The following is a 22,139-nucleotide window of genomic DNA, read 5'->3' on the forward strand; positions in this document are numbered from 1 at the left end:
GCATGGCCATTCGACCATCCCGCAGCCACCAAGATCACCATCAAAGATCAACGGTGGATCCAGGTTCAACGTCAGTATGGGGCCCTTCATGACACGGTTTTCTAGCGTGGCCAGAGGGCCAGGGAATGCGCGGTGACGAGGGCGCTGATGCGGGCCAGGGCCTCGTCGACGGAAAGCGGGTCGAGGCGGCGGCCGTCGCGCAGCCGCAGGGCGACCTCCTCGTTGGCGACCTCCTTGGCCCCGATCACCGCCTGGTACGGTGCCAGCCGCGACTCACGGATCCGCGCGCCGAGGGAACCCCGTTCCGCCCCAACGACTTCCGCCCGCAGACCGAGATCCAGGCAGCGCTGCTCCACGACGGCAGCCGCCGCCAGCTCCTCGTCGCTCACCGGCAGGATCGCCAGCTGCACGGGGGCGAACCACGCCGGGAACGCGCCGCCGTAGACCTCGATGAGATGGGCCATGCAGCGCTCCATGCTGCCGATCAGGCTGCGGTGCACCATGACGGGCCGGTGCCGGGCGGAGTCGGGCCCGATGTAGCTCAGGTCGAACCGCTCGGGCTGGTGCAGGTCGATCTGCACGGTGGAGATGCTGGACTCCCGCTCGGCGCTGTCGGCGATCTGGATGTCGATCTTCGGACCGTAGAAGGCGGCCTCGCCGACGGCCTCCTCGTGGTCGATGCCGGACAACACCTCCCGCAGCAGGTCCTCGGATCGTTGCCACATCGAGGGATTGTCCACGTACTTGCCGCCGTCGCCCCGCAGCGACAACCGGTAGCGCACAGGCTTGATGCCGAGATCCCGGTGCGCCCGCTGGATGAGCTCCAGCGCGGCCCTGGCCTCGTCGAGCACCTGGTCGGGAGTGCAGAACACGTGTGCGTCGTTGAGCTGGATGGCCCGCACCCGCGACAGGCCGCCCAGCACGCCGGACAGCTCGGCCCGGTACATGCCGCCGATTTCGGCCATGCGCAAGGGAAGTTCACGGTAGCTGTGCGCCCGTGACCGGTAGATCAGGGCGTGGTGCGGGCAAAGACTGGGCCGCAGCACCATCTGCTCGCCGCCGACCTCCATCGGCGGGAACATGTCGTGGTTGTAGTGCGACCAGTGCCCGGACTGCTCGTACAGCGCGCGTTTGCCCATGATCGGCGAATGCACGTGCCGGTACCCGGCCCGGCGTTCCAGGTCCCGCACGTACTCCTCCAGCACGTGCCGCACGGCCGCGCCGTCGGGCAGCCAGTACGGCAAACCCGCGCCGATCAACGGATCGGTGTCGAACAGGCCCAGTTCCCGGCCGAGCTTGCGGTGATCCTGCATGGTGGTCTCCTCGTCTGCGTGAGGCGAGTGACCGGCAACGCGAAAGCCCCGGGGCACTCGCCCCGGGGCTTTCGCTGCGAAGTATCGATCAGCGCGCCGGGACCGTGTCCGGCGTCGTCGTGACGTTGGCGCGCTGCATGTCAATCACAGTAGCACGTCGGCAACACGACAGCGGCGGCACTTCCGCCGCGCCGCGACGGCTCGCCCGCCGCGATGACCCGCCCGCCCGGCTTGAACTCCAGGCCGGAGGCCACGCCGATGGTCGGCGGAATCTTGATCGTCGGATCCAGCGGCGAGGTGTCGTTGACCGCGAACGTCTGGCCCAGCGCCTGCAATCCCGGTGTGGTCGCGGCGGCGATGAACGCCGGCTCGGCCGTGGTGGTGGCGCTGTTGCGCTGCGAGGCCCGCGGCGCGGCGATCGCGTCCGCCAGGTTCATGCCCAGGTCGATCCGGTTCATCAGGATCTGGAGCACGGTGGTGATGATCGTGGAGCCGCCGGGGGAGCCGACCGCGAGGAACGGCTTTCCGTGTTGCAGCACGATCGTCGGCGACATGCTGGAGCGCGGCCGCTTGCCCGGGGCCGGCAGGTTCGGGTCGGGCGCGGAGCCCTGCGTGGGCGCGAAGTTGAAGTCGGTCAGCTCGTTGTTGAGCAGGAAACCCCTACCCGGCACGACAATGCCGGCGCCGCCCAGCTCCTCGATGGTGTTGGTGTAGGACACCACGTTGCCGTAGGCGTCGGACACCACGAAGTGGTTGGTGTGGTTCTCCTGGTCGCTGGTCGAGGCGGCCGGCGTGGTGGCGCACGGGACCGGCGACGACGGGTTGCCCGGGGCGACCGGGCTGGCGCCGGCCTTGGCCGGGTTGATCAGGCAGGCGCGGCTGGCGGCGAACTGCGGCGACAGCAACTGCTGCTGCGGCACGGAGACGTAGCGGGCGTCGCCGATGTAGCGGTTGCGGTCGGCGAAGGCCAGCCGCGTCGCCTCCAGGTAGTGGTGCAGGGCCTGGACCTTGTCCATGTCCTTGAGGTCGAAGGTGTTCAGGATGTTCAGCGCCTCGCCGACGGTGATGCCCCCGCTGGAGGACGGGGCCATGCCGTACACGTCGTAGCCGCGGTAGTTCACGTGCGTGGGCTGCGTGTCCAGCGCCTGGTACGAGCTGAGGTCGGACAGCTGCATCGGCCCGGTGATCGGCTTGAGCGTGGCCCCCGGGGCCAGCGGCAGGTGTTGCACGGTGTCGACCAGGTCACGGCCGATGTCGCCGCCGTAGAACGCGCCGATGCCCTTGCGGCCGATCTCCCGGTAGGTGTTGGCCAGGTCCGGGTTGCGCAGGGTGGAGCCGACGACCGGCAGCTCGCCGCCGGGCAGGAACTGGGCCGCGGTGGAGGAGAACTGGGTGAACCGGAAGGCGTTCTCCCGGGTCTGCTCGCGGAACGTGTCGTCCACGACGAAGCCGCGGTCGGCCACCTCCTCGGCCGGCTTGAGGTTCTCGGCCAGGCTGAACCGGCCCCAGCGCTGCAACGCCTTCTGCCACGCGGCCAGGTTGCCGGGCACGCCCACGGACAGGCCGCTGGTCACCGCGGTCGGGAACGCGTAGGGCTTGCCGGTGGCCGGATCCAGGAACATGTTCTGGCCGTCGGCCGCCGGGGTGGTCTCGCGACCGTCTATTGTGGACACCTGGTGGGTCCTGGCGTCGTAGTACACCAGAAATCCGCCGCCGCCGATGCCGGCCACGTACGGGTCGGTGACGCCGAGCGTGGCCGCCACCGCGACCGCGGCGTCGGCGGCGGTGCCGCCCCGGCGCAGCACGTCGATGCCGGCCTGGGTGGAGGCCGCCGTGTCCGAGACGACCGCCCCGAAGTAGCCCTGCGCGACCGGGTGCTTGACCGGGGCCGGCCGCGCCGAGCCGGGTGCGGCCGTCGCCACCAGGGTGAGGCCGGCCACGAGCCCGACGGACAATACCGAGCTGACGCCGCGGCGTAGTCGCATGGCGATCCTTCCGCTCTAGGACAGGGTCTCCATGTTCTACCCGCACCCGCGCGGTACTGACCAGGCTTGCGGCCGGGTCACACTACTGCGAACCGGTGAAGGGCCCGCCCTCACCGTCCATTTGAGACGACCGCGTGAAGGATCTCGGCGAAGCGGTCGGGCTGTTCCAGGTTCACCGCGTGCCCGGTGTTCGCAATCGTGACCAGCTCGGCCCGCGGCGCGTCCTCGGTGATCCGCTCGACCACGTCGTAGATGTCCGAGGAGTCCAGCTCGCCCAGCACCACGGTGACCGGCATGGTCAGCTCGGCCATTCGGTCCAGCGCGCCGACCTCGACCGGCTCGCCGGCCCACCCCTTCGCGTGCCGGGAGATGGTTTCGGTCCCGAGTCGGTGGCAGAGCGCCCGCACCTCGGGGTCGACCTGCTCCGGAGTGCGAGCCGGGCCATCCACCCACATCCGCAGCAGCGGCTCCACGAGCTCCTCGACACTGCGGGCGGCCCGCATGCGCGCCAGCTGGTCGACGATGAACGGGTCGCGGTGGGTCATGCCGCTGCATCCCGGCCCGCCCAGCAGCATCCGCTCCACCCGGTCCGGCCAGGTCAGGGCGAAGTCGATGGCCGTCCGCGCGCCCAGCGACTCGCCGACCAGCGTGGCCCGCCCGATGCCGAGACCGTCCAGCAACAGCCGCAGGTCGTCGTGGTTGGACCACGGCCCGGTGGCTGTCGACGACTGCCCGTGGTTGCGGGCGTCGTAGCGGACGACCGTGTGCTCGGCCGCCAACAGCTCGAATTCACGATCCCAGGTCGCCATGCTCAGCGTGCCGAGGTGCAGCAGCACCACCGGGCTGCCGGCGCCCGCCGTCTCGTAGTGGATTTCCCCGCCGTCAACTGTGATCCGCCCCTGTGCCACATGATCAGGCTAACCCCTGAACCGCTGCCCGATCGGGCGCGTATGCCCTGGTGAACCACTAGTGGGAGGGCGCGAGAACAGTGAGCCGGGCCGCGAGTACCCCGTTCGACCGGATGATGAGCGCGAGCACCGCGCTCGTGGTGTCCGCGATCGCCGGAGTGGTGCTGGGCATGGCCCTGGTCAAGATGCCGCCGCCGGCGACAACCGACTTCCAGGGCCAGCCCGCCGCCCCCGTGCAGACCACCACCACGACGACCGACCCGGCGGCCCCCGCGCCCGTGGCCCAGCCCAGACCGACCAGAACCTCCCGGACCTCGTCGCGGACGACCACGACGACCACCACCACGACGACCACCGAGCCGTCGTCGACCACCACCACGACCAAGCCGACCAAGCCGAAGCCGCCCAAGCCGACGACCCCCACCACCACGACGACCAGCGAGGACGACGGGGGACTACTCGGTCCCATCCTCCACTGACGGGTCCTCGCTGGCCGGCGCCTTGGTGAACCGCTCCCACGCGGACTGCCTGGTCATGCTCAGCTTCTCGCCGATGCGGACCCAGGTGACGCCTCGCCGGCGCAGCTCGCCGACCCACTCGTCCATGCCATTCTCGACCTGGGCCACAGTGCTGGCGATGCGGGGCAGCCGGTCGAGCATCTGCGTGTCGGACATCTCGGACCATTCCGGCACCCGGCCCGGGGACTTCTCGTTGGCGATGATGTGCACGCACAGGTCGACGCACCGGTCGCAGATGTAGACGCCCGGTCCGGCGATCAGCTTCTCGACGTCGTCCTGGCTCTTCGTGCAGAACGAGCAGTTGAGCATGGGATCCTCCCCCGTCGTGTCAGGTAGTGTCTGACACGCTAGCGCAGAGGAGGACGCTTTGTCAGGCCCCGCCTGACACTCGGGTCAGGCGAGCACCGGTCGGGCATTCTGCACGCGGAGCAGGTCGGCGACGACCATGTCGGCGATGAGCCGCTGCTCGTCGTCCAGACCGGTCGGCGGCTCCGGCGGCTCGACGCCGTCGTCCAGCGCCCGGGCGGCGTCGGCGGCGAAGTCGGCCAGGCCGGGAGCGGTGTTGCCCAGGCGGAACAGCGCCAGCGCCGAGCCGGTCAGGCCACGCAGGCCCTCGCTGGCCTCGTCCAGGGCCTCCTGCTGATCGGCGGCCGGGGCCTTGCTGCCCGGCTCGGGCGCGATCAGGTTCTGGTGCGCCCGCGCCGCCTCCCGGAACCGGACCCCGACCGCGCGGCCCAGCACCTCGTCGCCGCGCAGCAGGTTCGCCACCAGGCGCAGCAGGCGCTGGAGCTCCGTGGTCGCGTCCGCCAGCCGGGCGCTCAGCGGCGGCCGCGGCACGCCCGGCACCGCCAGGAAGCCGAACAGCAGGCCGATCGCCACCGCCCCGGCCATCAGCAGCACGTACTCGATCAGCGTGTGCACGGGGTCGAGGTGCCGGGTCGAGGCGTTCATGCCGACGCTGAGGAACACCATGCAGCCGTTGAACAACATCGGCTGCGTCTGCATGAACGGGAAGCCGATCAGCAGCGCCACGAACGCGATCGGCAGCAGCGCCGACTGCGGCAGCAGCCACAGCACCAGCGCCAGCACCGCCGCGCCGGCCAACGAGCCGCCGACCCGCTGCCACGCCTTGGTCAGCGTGTCCCGCCACTCCGGCTGCATGATCGCGAACGTGGTCATCAGGAACGACACCGTGAGCGGGTCGCCGGGCCGGAACGAGGCCACCGCCAGCGCGATGGCCATGCCCAGCGCGCAGCGGATCGCGTGCCGCAGCTGGGCCGAACGCCACGAGAACGCGCCTTCCAGCTCCCGCCGCAGCACCTGCCGGAGCAGATGGCGGGGAAAGTCCGAAGTGGACTGATCGCGGGCGGTGACCGCGGCGTGCACCGACTCCAGCATCCGCCACAGGTCGTCGACCAGCCGGCCGGTCGCCCCGGGCAGCGCCACCTTGGCCCGCACCCGGGTGACCGGCGGCAGGTCGTCCGGAGTGGACTTGGCCTTGACCGCCTCGGCCAGCGTCGCCATCTGGGCGTCGGCCGCCTCGATCACCTCGGTCAGCGCCTCGGCCTGGTCGGCCGGCAGGGCGCGTCGACGTCCCTTGAGGACGCCCACCGTCGCGCGGAACCGGGCCCCCGCGCTGAGCACCCGGGACTGCCACGCCCGCGGCCGGTCCACCAGCCACACCCGGGCCGCCCGCTCCGCCGCGGTGGGGTTGTGCGCCGTCAGCACGTCGGCCAGCGCCGTCCGGGTCGGCTTGTCCGGGTCGCTGAGGCCCATCAGCGTGCGCAGGATGATCACCACGGCGACCGCCACCGCCGGCGCCCCGATGATCTGCCAGCCGCTGGCCCCGCCGGTGATCTGGAAGCCGAATCCGAACACCGACGCCATGCCCAGCCCGAGGCCGACGGTCACGAAGCGCGTGCCGAACACCGGCAGCAGCGCGGCCACGAACACCACGACCACCAGCGCCGCCGCCCCGGCCACGTGCGAGACCTCGCCCAGCAGCCGCGGCAGCGCCCCGCCGATCACCACCACCGGCGCGAACCCCGCCAGCAACTTGAGGTCCGCTCGCAGCGGGCCGCCGTTGGCCGCGATGAAGCAGAACAGAGCGGTCAGTCCGGCCAGGATGGACACCCCGCCGAGGCCCAGCGCGGCCCCGACGCCGGCAGCCCCGCCGACCACGATCACGATCACCACGAGGAAGCCCGCACCCTGGGCCAGTGCCTTCACCCCTCGAATCTATCGACCCCGCCCCCACCCCCCGTGACCACCCGCCCCCACCCCCGCACGCGCCCCCGGCTTTTCGGTCCACATGTGGCGCTGGGAGTCGAATGTGCGCCACATGTGGCCTTCGAAACTGCGGGAAATGTGCATTCGGTGTGTTGCTGAGCGGGACTCGTGGGGGATCAGCTGGTGGCCAGCCAGGTGTTGAAGAAGCGGGTGCCGGCGGTGATGGCGGAGGTGGTGTCGATGTTGTGGCCGTGGCGGGCCATGGTGATGGCCTGCGGGCCGGCGCTGCTCAGGGGCTGGCCGTCGATGGTGACGTCGGTGTAGGTGACGGTGCCGAAGTTGGCCAGCGCGGACGGCCCGGTGGAGTAGATGGGCGTCTCGGTGATCACCTCGGCCGACACGTCCCCCGCCCCGGAGCAGGCCCGCTTGTTCGGCTGCTCGGTCCAGCCCTGGGTCTCGTCCCGCAGGTACAGCCGGTAGGCGCCGTTGCCGTTGTCGGTCACGGTGGCGTCGATCTTGTCGCCGGGCCGGACGACGTGGCCGTAGTCGATGATGTTGTAGCAGGGATAGGTCTCCCACCAGCCGGTGTGGATGGCCGTTCCGTTGCGGCACAGCACATGCGTGCCGGTCTGCTCGACGTTGTCGTTGCCGTCGCCGTCGAGGCCGACCCAGAACACGACCTCGCCGCCGGTGCGGCAGTCGACGGTCGGCTCGATCCAGCTGGCCGACACCGAGCTGTAGGTGTCGGAGTGGGCGGAGTAGCCGCTCCAGTGGTCGTTGGTGCGGTTGGCGGCGACGTGGCCGGCCGGCGCGCCGACCGGGGCGGCCTGGGCCGGCGCGAGCAGGGACGCGCCCAGGGCCAGGGCGATAAGGGATGCGTGCATGGCAGGGAACTCTCCGTCTTTCGAATGCAGGGAAGACGGACGGTATTGGCACGGATCGAATCAGGACAAGCGAGCCGCCCGCATCGCGGGACACTGTGTTTCGGTGATCGCCGAATTCTGTTTGAAACTGTTATTCCCATTCCCAGCGCAGGCCGTGGATGCCCGGCTCGACGTCGAACAACGCCAGGTGGGCGTGGGGTGCGCCGCCCAGCGTCAGCTCGCGCACGTCCCGCCGGGTGTTCTCGACGCTGGGCCGGGTGGTGGTGTAACAACGGACCGGCAGGGCGGTCGGATGGAATTCCACCTCCAGCAGATAACCACGGGCGGCGTACGCCATCCGCCGGTCGTAGTCGGTCATCGTCTCCGGTTCCCCGCTGTACTGGAGCGCGCATTCGACGACGGCCGTCTCGTCACGGTCGATGACCCGGTCCAACATCACCTCGGCGACCAGGAAACCGGCTTCCTCGTCGGTGCGGACCCGCCCCGGCCAGCCGCCGCGCACCACGGACAGTCGCGGCGTGCGCCCAAGCTCCCGGCCCTGGAAGATCACCAGCGCCCGGTCCACCCGGTCCCGCTGGGCCCGCACCACCTCGGTGATCGACAGCCGCGCCGGCCGGCGGTGCTCGTCCAGCTGGAACCGGTCGTGCACGGACAGCAGGCACAGCCGTTCCTCGTCGAGGGTGCCCAGCTGCGCCATCACCCGGTCCAGCCGGTGGGCCTCGGTCCACAGCCGCTGCCGGTCGATGCTCACGGCCACGTGCGCCCGCCGCGGACCGCGCGGCCGGGGCGGGGCCAGCATCCCGGTCAGCCCGCCGGCCGGCGTGTCGAGGATGTCCTCCAGCAGCCGCACCGCCCGGATCGACTGGGCCCGCTCCGGCTGGCTGCGGCCCCGGCTCCAGTAGCTCAGCGTCACCGCGCTGACCACGACGCCCCGGTCGGCCAGCTCGTGCTGCACCTGCTCCAAGGTCAGGCCCCGCAACCGGATCGCCGTCCGCAGCCCGTGCGCGAACGACCCCGACTCCAGCGCGGCGGCCAGCTGGTGGTCCATCCGCCGACCGTAGAGCCGGCCCCGACGGTCCGGCCAGGGCCGACGGTAGGGAACCGGACCCGGGAATTTGTCCCGGTTTTTCCCGATTCGCTTCCCTGTCTCCCGGGAACGGGGCGGACGTAGCTTTCCGGCCGAGGAGGTGAGCGCTATGACGATCAAGGTTCGCAAGGTCGAGGAGCTGGTCGCGACCCAGAGCTGCGAGAACTGCACCGGAGAGCCGGAGAGCTGACCTGAGCGCCGGCCGGGTCCGTCCCGGCCGGCCGTCACCGGAGGGGGCGACCATGCGGCCGCGACTGAAGCCGTTCCACCTGATCCGCACCGACGGCGTGCTGGAGCTCAAGCGCGAACCGGGTGTCTACTTCGAACTGTCCGACGAGGACGGCCAGGTCGAGGCCCTGCTGACGCTGCTTGACGGCGAACACGACCTCGCGCAGATCCACGCCGCGCTGCCGGGACTGTCCGAACCGGACATCGAGGCCGCGGTCAAAGCCTTGGACGCCAACGATCTGCTGGTCGACGCCGACGCCGAGCACTACGGCCCGGAGCTCGACCGGTACGCCAGCAACCTGGCCTTCTTCAGCACCTTCGCCTCGCTCGACACCAGCGCGCTGGACATGCACCAACGGCTGCGTGACGCCCATGTCGTGCTGCTGGGCGTCGGCGGCCTGGGATCGACGCTGCTGCTCAGCCTGGCCGGCGCCGGCGTCGGGCGGCTCACGGTGGTGGACAACGACAATGTCGAGATCAAGAACCTGACCCGGCAGTTCCTCTACACGACCGAGGACGTCGGGCAGCCCAAGCTGGAGCGGGCGCTGGCCCGGGCCCGCGCGGTCAACCCGGAGCTGCGCATCGACGGCGTCAGCCAGTGGGTCACCGAACCGGGGCACATCCTGCCGCTGATCGACGGCGCGGACCTGGTGCTGTGCGGGATAGACAAGCCGGCCGGCATCCGCAACATCGTCGGCCGCGCCTGCGTGACGGCCGGGGCGCCGATGCTGACCGGCGGCATGTGGGCCTCCCGCGGCACGTACTACGGCTTCATTCCCGGCCGGCAGGGCTGCATCGACTGCAAGGACAACGCGCCGGCCCGGCTGACCTGGAGCGCGCCCGTCGGCAAGGTCAACCGGGCCATGGGGCCGATGGCCGCGGTGATCAGCGGCATGATGGCGATGGACGCGCTGCGGCTGCTGACCGGGTTCGCGCCGCCGGTGTCGCTGGGCCGGCTCTGGCTGATCGACCTGGTCAGCGGCGAGACGGCCGTGCACCGGGAATGGGACCGGCTGCCGGACTGCCCGACCTGCGGACACCTGGAGTGACCGCCACGCTGGCGGTGACCGCCCAGAGCCTGGTCCGCTTCCCCGAACTGTCCACTGTGGAGGACGGCGACGAGTACGTCGTCGGCGATCCGGCGACCGGCAGTTTCGTGTCCCTGCCCGAGATCGGCGTGACGGCGATCAAGGCGCTGTCGGCCGACCAGACCGTCGGGGAGGCCGCCCGCGAGGTCTCGGAGATCGCCGGCGAGCCGGTGGACCTGGTCGAGTTCGTCGAGACGCTGATCGAGTCGGGGCTGGTCGACAGCGTCGACGGGCGGTCGGTCCGGCCGCGGACACAGCAGTTTCCCCGGCGCTGGTGGACTTCCGTCCGACCGGAGCGGGCCCGGCTGCTGTTCGGCCGCACGGCCTGGACCGTCTACCTGCTGGCCGCGCTCTGGTCGGCCGGGGCGCTGCTGGCCCTGCCGGACTACCGGCCGGCCTTCGAGGACTTCATGTTCACCCCGAATCCCGCGGTGTGCCTGGGAATCTCGTTGGTGCTGGGCATTCTGCTGGCCATGGTGCACGAGTACTGGCACTGGCTGGGCGCCCGCGCCGAGGGCGTGAACGCCCGGACCACCTTCAGCCGCCGGGCGTTCATCGTGGTGATGCAGACCGACCTGGGCCTGATGTGGTCGCTGCCGCGTCGCCGTCGGCTCGGGCCGCTGGCCGCCGGCATGGCCTTCGACGTGACGCTGCTGGGCGTGATCCTGGCGCTGCGCGTGGCCAACGGCAGCGGGGGATTCCTGTCCCCGCTGGCCGATCGCTTCCTCGCCGCGCTGGTGCTCAGCCAGGTGCTGTCGATCGTGTTCCAGTGCCTGATCTGCCTGCGCACGGACGGCTACCTGCTGCTGTCGGCGGCGCTGGGCTGCCGGAACCTGTTGGAGACGACCAAGTTGCACGTGCGGTCGGCGCTGGTCGGCCTCAAGCCCGAGCAGCGGCGGCGGCTGGACGACATGCCGGCCAGGGACCGACAGGTCGCCCGCTGGTACGGGCCGGTGTACGTGGTCCTGATGGGGTTTCTGGCCTACGTCTTCGTGAACTTCTGGCTGCCCGGCCTGTTCGTGGTCAGCGGCTGGGTCTTCTACGGGGTCGGCGGCGCGCCGGTGTTCTCCGCCGCGTTCGCCCAGGCGGCCGTGCCGGCGCTGATCACCGTGTCGCGGTTCGTGTCGCCGGTCGTCATCGCGATCCGGGAACGGAGAAGGAAGAGGGCCGTGGCATGACACGCGCGCTGTACCTGCTGTTGGTGGTGGCGGTGCTGGCCGGCGGCGTGCTGGCTTCCCGGACGAACTGGGCGCCGGTGTTCGTCGGCTCCTCGGCCGAGGAGCCGCCACCGGCCGACCGGACCGGGCTGCCCGGGCGTGAGGTGCCGACCCTCGACAGTCCGCACATCGCCTACGAGGGCGCCCCGCACGCCCCCTACAACTCGGTGCCGCCCACGTCCGGCGCGCACCTGCCGTGGGCCGCCCCGCCCGGCATCTACAGCTCGCCAGTGCCCGATGAACTGGCTGTGCACTCGCTCGAACACGGGCACGTGGACGTGCTCTACGCGAGCGACACCCCCGCCGCCCAGGTCGCGGTCCTTCAGGCGCTGGCCCGCGAGCGTCCCCGCGACATCGTGCTCGCGCCCTATCCCGCCCTGTCGCACGGGATCGCCCTCACCGCCTGGGGCCGCATCGAGAACCTCGACGCCGCCGACCGCTCGGCCGTCCTCGGCTTCGTCGACGCCCTCGCCGGCCGCTACAACCACGGCTGGGTCCCGAAATCCCGCCAGGCCCTCGCACTCGCCGGTGGGTGCACCGCCTGCGCCTGCGGCTGCTGCTAGTCCTTGCTGGCGATCACCTCCAGGTCGGCGTTGAGGCCGGTGGCCGACTGGCGGGCCGAGTTGAGCATGGACTCCAACAGGTGCAGCCGCATCAGCTCGGGGGAGCCGCGGCCGGCCGGCCCGCGCAGCTGGTCGTAGACGCGTTGGGTGACGTGCGGTTGGAGGATGACCACCCGCATGTCGTCGGTGGCCACGCGGGCGTCGAGCTGGCGCAGGAAGTCCCGGCGGCCGCGGACCCGGCGGCCGTCGATCCACGACGCGGGGCTGCGGACCGGGGGCCGGGACAGCTGCGGCCGGAGATGGCCGCGGCTGACGTAGATGAGGTTCTTCACCGCCTGGCTGACCACCACCTCGTAGGCGGCGGCCGACACGTCCCGGACCCGGGAGTGGCTCTTGGCCGACTTCACGTGGATCAGGCTGAGCGTGCGGCCGGCCGAGATGTGCAGGAAGTCGGCGACCTCGCCCGGTCCGTCGTCGCAGATCAGCCAGCCGTGGTCGTAGTGCCGGGCGACCCAGTCGAACAGGGAGTTGTCGCTGCCGACGCGGTCGTGGATCTGCTGCGGCGAGTCGGCCCGCGGCTTCTCCCGCCGGACGTCCCAGCCCTGGAAGTCCTCGAAGCGCCAGTTGCGGAACGGATATTCGGGGGCGCGGGCCTGCCAGAAGCGGCCGCGGCTGTAGGAGTGGCCGGACTGGTAGTAGACGGTGAGCAGATCGGTGTCCAGTATCGGCGACTCGCCGCCCAGCCGGATCTTGTCGCCGGCCGGCTCCGGGGTGACCTCGGCCCCGTCGAGCACGAACGCGGCCGAGTCCGGGAAGCCGGTGACGGCCGGGGGATCGTCCCGGATGGACAGTGCCAGCTCCCGCAGCTCCTCGCTGAGCGAGCCGGGCGGCAGGGTGTCCGGGTCCTCGACGATCACCTCGAAGGCCTCGCGCACCTCGCCGATGTCGGCCGGACTGGCCAGCATGGCCAGAAAATCGGGCCGCTCGGCGCCCTGGGCCCGCGCCTCCTCCAACAGGTCGAGCAGCTCCGCGGCCATCGCCGTGAACGTCTCGAAGTCGGCCCGCTGGCTCAGCCACACCAAGGCGTTACGCGGCGTTGTCCCGGCGTTTCCCTTGAGCAGCAGCAGATCCGGCCGCATCGGCAGCGCCGCCCTGGCCGAGCCGGCCACGTAGGAGCCGTCCTCGTGCGGGCTCAGCGTCTGCTCCACCGCGCTGCCGCTGAGCACCTTGCCGTCGGCCTTCACGCTGGTGCGGCGGTGAATTCCCCGCAGCCACAGGTTTTTCACCTCGCCCCGGATCAGCGCGCTCTCCAGCACCTCGGACGGATAGCGCCGCAGCGAGGACTGCCGGTCCAGCCAGGTCTGCAACCGCTCCTGGCTGGGTTTGTCGGTGCACACCACCACAAAACCGCCGCGCCGCACCACGATCGTGAGCTGGTGGGTCACGTCGACGAAGCCGGCTTCGGGGCCGGCCCAGGTCGGCGGGTCCTCGCGGCGGCGCACGAACGCCACCAGATCCGGCGTCTCGTGCCGGGCGACGACGTCGCCACGGCCCGAGGCGGCCAGGAACTCGGTGAGGCCGGCGAAGTCCTCGCCCTCGAGGACGACCACCGAGAAGTAGGGACGGACGGCGGAAACCGGGAATCCAGGGGTGTTCATGGCGACGCACCTCCCACTGTCCAGTGTGGCAGCGGAAGGTCGCGATTCGACTCAAGTCACCCGAACGCTAGGGGACACCCCCTAGCCTTCCCGCTTGCTCGCCGGCGGCTGGTAGTCGGCGAACTTCTCCAGCAGCGCCGACAGGTCCCGGTCCACCAGCAGCACGTCGCGGGACCGCTTGTGCAGGAAACCGGTCTCCACCATGGTGTCGGTGAAGCGCAGCAGGTGCTCGTAGAAGCCGTCCACGTCCAGCAGGCCGACCGGCTTGCTGTGCAGGCTCAGCTGGGCCCAGGTCCAGACCTCGAACAGCTCCTCCATCGTGCCCACGCCGCCGGGCAGCGTGATGAAGGCGTCGGACAGCTCGGCCATCAGCGCCTTACGGGCGTGCAGGCCGTCGACGATGTGCTGCTCGGTCAGGCCGTCGTGGGCGACCTCCCAGTCGACCAGGCTCTCGGGGATGACACCGATCACCTCGCCGCCGGCGGCCAGCGCGGCGTCGGCGACCGCGCCCATCGTGCCCACCTTCGCGCCGCCGTAGACCACGCCGATGCCCCGCTCGGCCAACGTCCGGCCGACCAGGCGGGCCGCCTCCAGGTGCACCTCTCGCCCGTTGGCCGAACCACAGAAAACGCAGATCCGCATGGGCCGATCCTAACGATCAGCCGATTCCGCCACCCCTCGCGGCCGCCGTGGCTACTGTGGTGAGGTGACTTCTGCGGATGACTCGACCGGTGCGGTGGCCCTCAGCGAGGGCCGGGTGCGCTTCCCGGGTATCAGCCCGCGAGCGTACGAACACCCGGCGGACCGCGGCGCGCTGACCACGCTGCGCTCGGTGCCGGGCTTCGCCCAGGTGCTACGGGCGGTCAACGGCGCGTTCGGCGAGCGCCGCGAGCGGCTGTGGCACCGGGCCTCGTCCATCCGGGTCGGCCCGCGCCAGTACCCGGCGCTGGACAAGATCCGCAACGAGTGCGCCGAGATCCTCGACGTCAGCCCGGCGCCCGAGCTGTACGTGGAGCGCGATCCGCAGCCCAAGGCCATGGCGATCGGCCTCGACGAGCCGTTCATCGTGATCACCACCGGCATGGTGGAGGCGCTGGACGCCGAGGAGCTGCGGTTCGTCATCGGCCACGAGGTCGGGCACGTGCTGTCCGGTCACGCGCTGTACCGGACGATGCTGCTGCGCCTGGTCGAGCTGGCCTACAACATGTCGTGGATGCCGGTCGGCTTCTGGGCCGTGCGCGCCGTGCTGGCCGCCCTGTCCGAGTGGTACCGCAAGGCCGAGTTGTCCGCCGACCGGGCCGGCCTGCTCTGCGTGCAGAACCCCGAGACCGCGCTGCGCGCCCACGTGCTGCTGGCCGGCGCCGTCGATCCGTCCGAGGTGGACATCGAGGCCTTCCTGGAGCAGGCCCGCGAGTACGAGGCCGAAGGCGACATCCGGGACAGCGTCTTCAAGCTCATGAACGTGGTCGGCGAGACCCACCCGCTGGCCGTGGTGCGCGCCGCCGAGTTGCGGAAGTGGGTCGACAACGGCGACTACCGCCAGATCCTCGCCGGCGTCTACCCCCAGCGCACCGACGAGCCCCACAACCAGTGGACCGACGACGTCAAGTCGGCCGCCAAGTCCTACCGTGACGCCTTCGTCGAGACCACCGATCCGCTGGCCAAGTTCCTCAACGAGGTCGGCGGCGTGATCTCCGACGCCGCCGGCAAGGTCTGGTCCCGGTTCACCACCCCCCGCCCCACCGACCAGCCGCCCACCGACCAGCCGCCTGCCGACGCCCCGTCAGCCTCGGACACTCCGCCGGCTGACGATGCCCGGTCCGCCTCCGACGAGCCCCCGGCCGGCGACACCGGCAAGGACGAGCCCCCGGCCGACAAGCCCCACCCCTGACCTCCGTAGAAGAACAAGGTGGTGGGTCAGTCGACCCGGCGGAGGGCGTCGGCGGTGAGGTCGGCCAGCGTCGGGTAGCCGTCGACGGCCATGGTCAGGTCGGCCTCGGCCAGCACTGAGCGCAGCACGTGCACGACGCCGTCGGCCCCGCCCAGGGCCATGCCGTACGCCACCGGCCGGCCGAGGCCGACGGCGGTGGCGCCCAGGGCGAGGGCCTTGACGACGTCGGCGCCGGAGCGGACGCCGGAGTCGAACAGCACGGGCAGGCCGTCGGCGGCGGCGACCACGCCGGGCAGGCAGTCGAGGGCGGGGATGCCGCCGTTGGCCTGACGGCCGCCGTGGTTGGAGCAGTAGATGCCGTCCACGCCGCCGTCGCGGGCCCGGCGGGCGTCGTCGGGGTGCTGGATGCCCTTGACGATCAGCGGCAGCGAGGTGATGGACCGCAGCCACGGCAGGTCGTCCCAGGTCAGGGGGTTGCCGAAGAGCTGGGCCCACAGGCCGACGGTGGCCATGGGGTCGGCGGCGGGGTCCTGGCCGAGGCGGGCCCGGAACACCGGGTCGGAGGTGTAGTTGGCCAGGCAGCGCCCGCGCAGCTGAGGGAAGCTGCCCAGCGTCAGGTCCCGCGGCCGCCAGCCGGGGATCCACGTGTCGAGGGTGACGATGATCGCCTTGTACCCGGCGGCCTCGGCCCGGTGCACGAGGCTCTCCGCCAGTTCCCGGTCGGTGGGCGTGTAGAGCTGGAAGAAGCCGGGGGTGTCGCCCAGCCGTGGGGCGACGTCCTCCAGCTGATCCTCGGTGAGCGTGGACAACGTCAGCGGCACGCCGGTGCGGGCGGCGGCGTCGGCGGCGGCGAGGTCGCCGTGGCCGTCCTGGGCGCACAGGCCGAGCACGCCGATCGGGGCCATGAACAGCGGTGACGGCAGCGTCAGCCCGAACAGCGTGACGGACAGGTTCCGTTCCTTGGCCCCGACGAACATGCGGGGCATGAGCCCCCACTTCCGGAACGCCGTGACGTTGGTGCGCTGGGTGTGCTCGTCCCCGGCCCCGCCGGCCACGTAGGACACCAGCGCGGGCGGCATCGCCTCGACGGCCCGCGCCTCCAGGTCCTCGAACTTCATCGGCAGGGACGGCAGCTCGCCGCGCAGGCCACCGAAGTAGATCTCGAACTGGAAGTCGCCGAAGGCCATGCCGAACCCTCCTGGTTGGTGTCCTTCACAATCCTCCACCAGATGGCCGGGCGGTCGCACGGCGAATTCACCCAGTCCGACGGCGATATGGTTGTGACGGGTCACAACGGGAGGTGGCGATGCTGGCGGACGTGGACCTCCCGGCGCTGGTGGACCGGGTGCTGGAGAGCCTGGTGGAGCGGCTGCCGACCTACGGCTCGATGCCGGTCGAGGCGCTGACCGGGGATGTCCGGCCGATGACCGAGCGGGTGCTGCGCGGCTTTGTCGAGTCGCTGCCCCACGGCGGCGTGCCGGCGTCCGAGCTGATGGCGCAGGCCCGCGGCTCGGCGATCGCCCGGGGCGAGGAGGGCATCCCGATGGAGGCCATCCTCGACGCCTATCTGCTGGGCCTACAGGAGTGCGTCACCCACCTGCGGCCCGAGCTGGATCGGGCCGACCGGCCGGAGCTGATCGGGTTCTTCGGCGCGCTGTTGACCTTCCAACACGTTCTGTGCCAAGCGATCGCGTCCGGATTCCTGGAGCATCGGGAGAGCACGGCCGGCGAGACCCAGGCGGCTCGGGCCGCGCTGCTGGCCGCCATGGTCGACGGCGGCGACGCCACCGACGCCGCCCACCGCGCCGGCATCCGGCTCCGCGAGCGCTACACGGTCGCCGCGCTGGCCATCGGGCCGCATCCCGACGAGTCGCAGCCCGGCGTCGACCACGTCATGGCGGCCAGGCGGAAGGTTCGGCGCGTACGACTGGAGTTGGGTCGGCTGGGCCGCGACGAGGTGTTGACGGCGCTGTCCCCGACCGGCGGCATCGCCCTGCTGCCGGTCGCCGATGTCCCGCACGCCCGCCTCACCGCTGCAACCGGCGCGGACGTGACCGTCGCCGTCGAGACCGCCACGCCGTCCGAGGTGCCCAAGGCGGTCCGGCTCGCGCACGAAATCCTTGAGGTGGCGGTGAAAACCCGCCGCCAGCCCGGCGTCTACCGGCTCGACGACGTGCTGCTCGAATACCAGCTCACGCGACCGACCGAGGCCAGCGCCCGTCTTGCCGCCGCGCTCGACCCGGTGGACGAGGACCTGCTGCGCACTCTCGACGCCTACCTCGACACCGGCTTGCGCCGCAATGCCACCGCCACCGCCCTCGGCGTGCATCCCAACACCGTCGACAACCGCCTGCGCCGGATCGGCCGGCTCACCGGTCTGGACCCGAGCCGCCCGACCGATCTGCCGATGCTGCGGGCAGCGGTGGCGGTCCGGCGAATGCGCGGTTGCGTTGCGGGAGCAGGGCATCCGCCCGTTAGCTGAGGCCGCGTGCCGGCAGCGGTTGGGCCGAACGCCTGATCAAGGTCGCGGCGGCTTGTTTAAATGTCAACCATTCGGTCCCATTCGTTTGACTGCAAACATCTCTGACCGAACTCTGAAGTAACCGCGGGCGAACATGCGGCATCCTCGATCGAACCGATGTGGTTCCCGGTTGGAGTGAATTCCCGAATGCCCAGTCATCCCACCCCTGCTGTGGTGATCTGTCCGCAGGTCGTCCAGCGCTTCCTGGCCACCGCGCTGCCGGTGTACAAGACGCTGACGGCCGACCACCCACTACCCTGTTTCGCTGTCCTGCTGGGCGATTCGACGCCACAGGTCAGCCACGTGCGGCGAATCGCCTTCGGCGCCAACGCCCGCACCACCTCTTCGGCGGCGGTGGAGGAGTTCGCCGCCACGATCGTGCCGAGGTTCGGCAGCGCCTACGAGAACACCGACCGCGGCTACTGGCTGGATCCGGCCGACCTGCTGCGCATCCACCGCGAGGCGGACCGGGCCGGTCTCGACATCCTCGGTTCCATCCACATGCACCCGGACTGGCACCGCATCACCCGGGTGCCGGCCGAGCGGGCCTGCCGGCTGTCCTCCCGGCCGACGCCGATGGACGAGCACGTGTTCGGCGCGGCCGGCTGGCCGGTCAACATCATCTGCTACCTGGAGCAGATCAACGGACTGACCAGCTACAGCGTCGAGGCCTGGGGGCCGGACGGCGCGGCGCTGAAGCTCTGCACCGAGGCGGTGGCGGCATGAGCGACGAGATCAAGGCGCTGTGGCAGCGTATGGCCGAGGGCTGGGCCGCCGGCTCCGGCGAGCGGTTCGCCGCGGTGTTCGCGCCGGACGTCGACTTCGTGAACGTGCGCGGCGAGCACCAGCAGGGCCGGGAGGCCGTGGCCAAGAGCCATCAGACGCTGTTCGAGTCCCGGTTCCGCGGCACCACGCTCGGCGTGGAAGAGCCGGCGGTCAGGATCGTCAGCGCCGACGCCGCCGTCGTGCACGTGGCGTCCACAGTGGACTCAGAAACCGCCCGGCTCGTGCGCACGCACGCCCAGGCCGTGGTCGAGCGCCGTGACGGCGCATGGCTGATCACGGCCTTCCACAACATGGTTCCCGCCAGCTGACTCCAGGAGCACCGATGCCCACCGCCAAGCTGCGCCATCTCGCCTTCACCGCCCGGGACGCGGTCAAGCTGGCCCACTTCTACCGGGACCAGTTCGGGATGCGGATCTTCCACACCGACCCCGACGGCAGCCAGTTCCTCACCGACGGCTACATCAACCTGGCCATCATCCAGCAGGCCCTGGACGGGGACGTGCCCACCGGCTTCAACCACTTCGGCTTCCACGTGGACGACGTCGAGGGGGCGATGACCACCTTGGTCGAGGCCGGCCTGCCCAAGCCGGCCGTCCGGCACACCACCCGGCCGTTCGCCGAGTACCGGGCCATCGACCCCGAGGGCAACTGGTTCGACCTGTCGGGCCACGGCTACCTGCCGCCGGGCGAACAGGAATGACAGCTACGGGGCCGCACCGAGAAGTGCGGCCCCGTAACCGTTTCACGCCATGTCGACCTCGAACTCCGAGATCTGGCCGGCCGGCCAGCCGGTGTTCGCGGTGATGGTCAGCCGCACGTACCGCTGCGTGGTCGCGCCGAACGTGGCGGTCGCGGTGTTGCCCGACGCCGGATCGAACGTGTAGCCGCGGGACGCGACCAGGGTGGACCACGAGCTGCCGTCGTTGCTGCCCTGGATGGTCAGCGTCTGGGTGCGGGCGCCCCATGCCGAGGACGGCGGCAGTTTCAGCACCACCTTGTTGACCGAGTACCCCTGGCCGAGGTCGACGGTCAGCGTCTGCGGGAAGGCGTTGTTCGTGCTCTCCCAATAGGTGTTGGCGTCGCCGTCGTTGGCGTTGCCGGGCGGGAAGCCGCCCTGCGAGCCGCTGGCCGAGATCGCCTTGCCCTTGGCCAGGTTGCTGCCCGAGGTCGGCGGCGCCGGCGGGCCGGAGTTGGGCGGCGGCCACGTCGAGCAGTCGCCCCAGGTGCCGCTGTAGCCGCTGTTGCCGGAGCCGGTGAACGTCATCTTCGGGATGGACGTCGGGTACGGGCAGTTGTAGGTGCCGACCACGCCGACGCCGCTGGCGGTCAGGTTGCTGACCGAGGCCGTGCCCTGGGTCTGCGACTGCAGCACGAAGGTGCCGACGCCCTGCACGGTCGCCCCGTTGATGGTGACGCCCTGGATGACCTTGCCGGCGCCGTTGCCGTCGATGAACTGGATCGCCTCGTACGGGCTCTCGATCGCCTTGAAGTTGGTGACGTTGATGGCCACCCCGGTGATCGCCTGGTCGCGGGCGTCGAACCAGAGCGCGCCGACCCCGAACTGCCAGTTGGGATCCAGCGCCCCGGCCCGCAGCGTGGTGTTGTTGGACACGGTGATCGTGCCGCTCAGCGGGACGCTGCTGAACCGGTTGGCCACCAGGATGCCGCCGCCCAGGGCGTTGGTGTCCTGCACCAGGTTGCCGCTGACCGTGTTGTTGGAGCCGCCGTAGAGCGCGATCCCGTTGGCCAGATTGGGCTGCACCACGGTGTTGTTGGTCAGCGAGTTGCCCGAGTCGGCCTGCCCGTTGGACCACAGGGCCAGGCCGTCGTCGCCGTTGTTGCGCAGATAGTTGTTGGACAGCGTGGAATTCGTCACCGCGCCGTCGAAGTTGATCCCGTCGGCCATCGTGTCGATGATCCGGTTGTTGCTGATGGTCAGGTTGCTGGACGCCCCGTTCATCAGCCACAGGCCGCACTTGGTGTCCTGGATCCACAGGTTCTGCACCGAGGACCCGGCGCCCAGCACGCCGTGGAAGCCGTTGTCCGGGCTGCCGTCGTTGCGTTCGGTGACGTCGCCGAAGATGGCGAAGTTGGACAGCTTGATGTTGCCCGACGCGCCGCCGTTGTTGAAGATGTTGTTGCCGTGCAAGGTGGTGTACCACGGCCCGGCGCCGGTGATGGTCACCTGGTCGACCGCGAGCGCGGACGGGATCTCGAACCGGCCGCTGGGGATCCATACCGACTTGCCCTGCGACTTGGCCGCGGTGATGGCGTTGCGGAAGGCCTGCGAGTCGTCGGAGGTGTCGTTGGCGGTGGCCCCGTAGTCGGTCACCGACAGCGAGTTGGCCGGCTGCGCGCCGGCCCCGCCGACCTGTTCGAAGTCGGCCAGGTCGATGGTGGCCTGGCTGACGTCGCCGCCGTCGGCCTGCACCCGGACCTTGGCCCCGGCGGCCAGGTTCTGGCCAAGCAGCAGCCGCGAGTCGTCGAAGAAGTGATGGTTCTTCGCGCCCGGGATCCAGCCGGTGTCGATGTACATGTAGCGGGATGTCACGGATAAGCCGCTACTCAGCTTGGTTCCGTTGACGTAGACGGAAAGCCGGCCGGAGCTGCCGTCGGGCAGGCTGTAGTGGACGTTGATCGAGTTGGCCGCGGCCGGCAGCGTGAACTCGACGTACTGGCCCTGCCCGATGCGCACGGCCTGTCGGCCGGACGCCTCGGAGGCCAGGCTGGCCTGGGTGTAGTCGGGGCCGACGGCCGCGCCGTTGGTGGCCGAGCACTCGGCCTCCACCGTTCGGAACGGGACCGACGCGCCGCCGGACGCGGTGGTCGGGCAGGTGGCCGCCGCGGCGGGAACGGCCCCGGCCACCAGTGCGGCCCCCGAGGCGATCAGGGTCGCGGCCAGCAATACGGGCATGCCAAATACAGGGTGGGCAGGCTTCATCGACTGCTCGCTTCCTGGTCCCGCGAGGCAGGGTGCGAGACCACGTGCACCGGACTATACGAATTACGACACTTGGCCGCAAGAGCCCGACGAGTACCCGCAAATCCCCGACAACCCCTCGGTCGGCAGCGCGTCACCCCAAGATCAAGGGACCGATCCTCTCGTTCAACGCCAGGAAGGGCCCCTTCATGACGTTCGGTGTCATGAAGGGGCCCTTCCTCACGTTGAACAGTACTTTGTTAGGGAGGAAGGTTTCGTTGGCATAGCACGCAGGCCCCGGCCCAGCAGCGCAGGATGTCCTGGATGAGCAGGGCGGTCTGGC

At 70.6% G+C, this 22,139-nt stretch carries 20 protein-coding genes; 9 read left to right on the top strand and 11 right to left on the bottom strand.

The window, feature by feature from the left end:
* Positions 1-101: 101 nt before the first annotated feature.
* The 3 genes from thrS to ACIG5F_RS48370 all read right to left on the bottom strand — a co-directional run bounded on the left by thrS (position 102) and on the right by ACIG5F_RS48370 (position 4,206).
* Positions 102-1,370 carry a threonine--tRNA ligase gene (gene thrS, locus ACIG5F_RS48360; protein ID WP_396527137.1) on the bottom strand — a complete coding sequence of 423 codons (1,269 nt, stop codon included), beginning with the start codon at positions 1,368-1,370 and terminating at the stop codon, positions 102-104.
* A gap of 83 nt (positions 1,371-1,453) precedes the next feature.
* A complete protein-coding gene (ggt, locus tag ACIG5F_RS48365; protein ID WP_396527138.1) occupies positions 1,454-3,298 on the bottom strand; it encodes a gamma-glutamyltransferase in 1,845 nt (614 codons plus the stop codon).
* 110 nt (positions 3,299-3,408) lie between these two features.
* A complete protein-coding gene (locus tag ACIG5F_RS48370; RefSeq protein ID WP_396527139.1) occupies positions 3,409-4,206 on the bottom strand; it encodes an alpha/beta fold hydrolase in 798 nt (265 codons plus the stop codon).
* 116 nt (positions 4,207-4,322) lie between these two features.
* On the opposite strand from ACIG5F_RS48370, the gene ACIG5F_RS48375 reads away from it, so the two are divergent.
* Positions 4,323-4,685: a hypothetical protein gene (locus tag ACIG5F_RS48375; RefSeq protein ID WP_396527140.1), complete on the top strand. Its 363-nt coding sequence runs from the start codon at positions 4,323-4,325 to the stop codon at positions 4,683-4,685.
* On the opposite strand, the gene ACIG5F_RS48380 is transcribed toward ACIG5F_RS48375, so the two are convergent.
* From ACIG5F_RS48380 to ACIG5F_RS48395, 4 genes are all read right to left on the bottom strand, one after another.
* Positions 4,662-5,033, bottom strand: coding sequence for a ClpX C4-type zinc finger protein (locus ACIG5F_RS48380; RefSeq protein WP_396527141.1), 372 nt, complete (start codon positions 5,031-5,033; stop codon positions 4,662-4,664). The two genes, ACIG5F_RS48375 and ACIG5F_RS48380, sit on opposite strands and share 24 nt — an antisense overlap.
* 84 nt (positions 5,034-5,117) lie before the next feature.
* A complete protein-coding gene (locus ACIG5F_RS48385) occupies positions 5,118-6,953 on the bottom strand; it encodes an FUSC family protein (protein WP_396527142.1) in 1,836 nt (611 codons plus the stop codon).
* 176 nt (positions 6,954-7,129) lie between these two features.
* On the bottom strand, positions 7,130-7,837 hold the full coding sequence (locus ACIG5F_RS48390) for a G1 family glutamic endopeptidase (RefSeq protein ID WP_396527143.1): 708 nt from the start codon (positions 7,835-7,837) through the stop codon (positions 7,130-7,132).
* A gap of 130 nt (positions 7,838-7,967) precedes the next feature.
* Positions 7,968-8,885, bottom strand: a complete 918-nt coding sequence (locus ACIG5F_RS48395) for a hypothetical protein (RefSeq protein ID WP_396527144.1) — start codon at positions 8,883-8,885, stop codon at positions 7,968-7,970.
* 281 nt (positions 8,886-9,166) lie between these two features.
* Here ACIG5F_RS48395 and ACIG5F_RS48400 point away from each other — a divergent pair, with 281 nt between their 5' ends.
* Genes ACIG5F_RS48400 through ACIG5F_RS48410 form a run of 3 tightly spaced genes read left to right on the top strand, consistent with a single transcriptional unit; the run spans position 9,167 to position 12,020 of the window.
* Positions 9,167-10,201: a HesA/MoeB/ThiF family protein gene (locus tag ACIG5F_RS48400; RefSeq protein ID WP_396527145.1), complete on the top strand. Its 1,035-nt coding sequence runs from the start codon at positions 9,167-9,169 to the stop codon at positions 10,199-10,201.
* Entirely contained in the window at positions 10,198-11,418 is a 1,221-nt protein-coding gene (locus ACIG5F_RS48405; RefSeq protein ID WP_396527146.1) for a hypothetical protein, read from the top strand. The genes ACIG5F_RS48400 and ACIG5F_RS48405 overlap by 4 nt, the downstream gene beginning before the upstream one ends.
* On the top strand, positions 11,415-12,020 hold the full coding sequence (locus ACIG5F_RS48410) for a DUF3105 domain-containing protein (RefSeq protein ID WP_396527147.1): 606 nt from the start codon (positions 11,415-11,417) through the stop codon (positions 12,018-12,020). The genes ACIG5F_RS48405 and ACIG5F_RS48410 overlap by 4 nt, the downstream gene beginning before the upstream one ends.
* Here ACIG5F_RS48410 and ACIG5F_RS48415 read toward each other — a convergent pair.
* Both ACIG5F_RS48415 and ACIG5F_RS48420 read right to left on the bottom strand, forming a co-directional pair.
* Positions 12,017-13,678 (bottom strand): hypothetical protein, encoded by a 1,662-nt coding sequence (locus tag ACIG5F_RS48415; RefSeq protein WP_396527148.1) that lies wholly within the window; start codon positions 13,676-13,678, stop codon positions 12,017-12,019. The genes ACIG5F_RS48410 and ACIG5F_RS48415 overlap by 4 nt on opposite strands.
* A gap of 81 nt (positions 13,679-13,759) precedes the next feature.
* Positions 13,760-14,320, bottom strand: a complete 561-nt coding sequence (locus ACIG5F_RS48420) for a TIGR00730 family Rossman fold protein (protein ID WP_396527149.1) — start codon at positions 14,318-14,320, stop codon at positions 13,760-13,762.
* A 64-nt stretch (positions 14,321-14,384) separates the two neighbouring features.
* Between ACIG5F_RS48420 and ACIG5F_RS48425 the strand changes: the two genes are divergently transcribed.
* Complete coding sequence (locus ACIG5F_RS48425) at positions 14,385-15,569, top strand: M48 family metalloprotease (RefSeq protein ID WP_396527150.1); 1,185 nt, start codon at positions 14,385-14,387, stop codon at positions 15,567-15,569.
* Positions 15,570-15,595: 26 nt separating this feature from the next.
* Here the strand turns inward: ACIG5F_RS48425 and ACIG5F_RS48430 are convergent, their stop codons facing one another.
* On the bottom strand, positions 15,596-16,756 hold the full coding sequence (locus ACIG5F_RS48430; protein ID WP_396527151.1) for an alpha-hydroxy-acid oxidizing protein: 1,161 nt from the start codon (positions 16,754-16,756) through the stop codon (positions 15,596-15,598).
* Positions 16,757-16,875: 119 nt separating this feature from the next.
* On the opposite strand from ACIG5F_RS48430, the gene ACIG5F_RS48435 reads away from it, so the two are divergent.
* The 4 genes from ACIG5F_RS48435 to ACIG5F_RS48450 all read left to right on the top strand — a co-directional run bounded on the left by ACIG5F_RS48435 (position 16,876) and on the right by ACIG5F_RS48450 (position 19,576).
* Entirely contained in the window at positions 16,876-18,051 is a 1,176-nt protein-coding gene (locus ACIG5F_RS48435; RefSeq protein ID WP_396527152.1) for a PucR family transcriptional regulator, read from the top strand.
* A gap of 213 nt (positions 18,052-18,264) precedes the next feature.
* On the top strand, positions 18,265-18,816 hold the full coding sequence (locus ACIG5F_RS48440; RefSeq protein ID WP_396527153.1) for a hypothetical protein: 552 nt from the start codon (positions 18,265-18,267) through the stop codon (positions 18,814-18,816).
* Positions 18,813-19,184 carry an SgcJ/EcaC family oxidoreductase gene (locus ACIG5F_RS48445; RefSeq protein ID WP_396527154.1) on the top strand — a complete coding sequence of 124 codons (372 nt, stop codon included), beginning with the start codon at positions 18,813-18,815 and terminating at the stop codon, positions 19,182-19,184. Before ACIG5F_RS48440 ends, ACIG5F_RS48445 begins: the two co-directional genes overlap by 4 nt.
* A gap of 14 nt (positions 19,185-19,198) precedes the next feature.
* A complete protein-coding gene (locus ACIG5F_RS48450; protein ID WP_396527155.1) occupies positions 19,199-19,576 on the top strand; it encodes a VOC family protein in 378 nt (125 codons plus the stop codon).
* 42 nt (positions 19,577-19,618) lie between these two features.
* Here the strand turns inward: ACIG5F_RS48450 and ACIG5F_RS48455 are convergent, their stop codons facing one another.
* The gene (locus ACIG5F_RS48455; protein ID WP_396527156.1) at positions 19,619-21,790 is read right to left on the bottom strand and encodes a discoidin domain-containing protein; all 2,172 of its coding nucleotides are present in this window, start codon (positions 21,788-21,790) and stop codon (positions 19,619-19,621) included.
* Positions 21,791-22,139 lie beyond the last annotated feature (349 nt).

The organism is Kutzneria sp. NPDC052558 (assembly GCF_044547355.1).
GTDB lineage: Bacteria > Actinomycetota > Actinomycetes > Mycobacteriales > Pseudonocardiaceae > Kutzneria.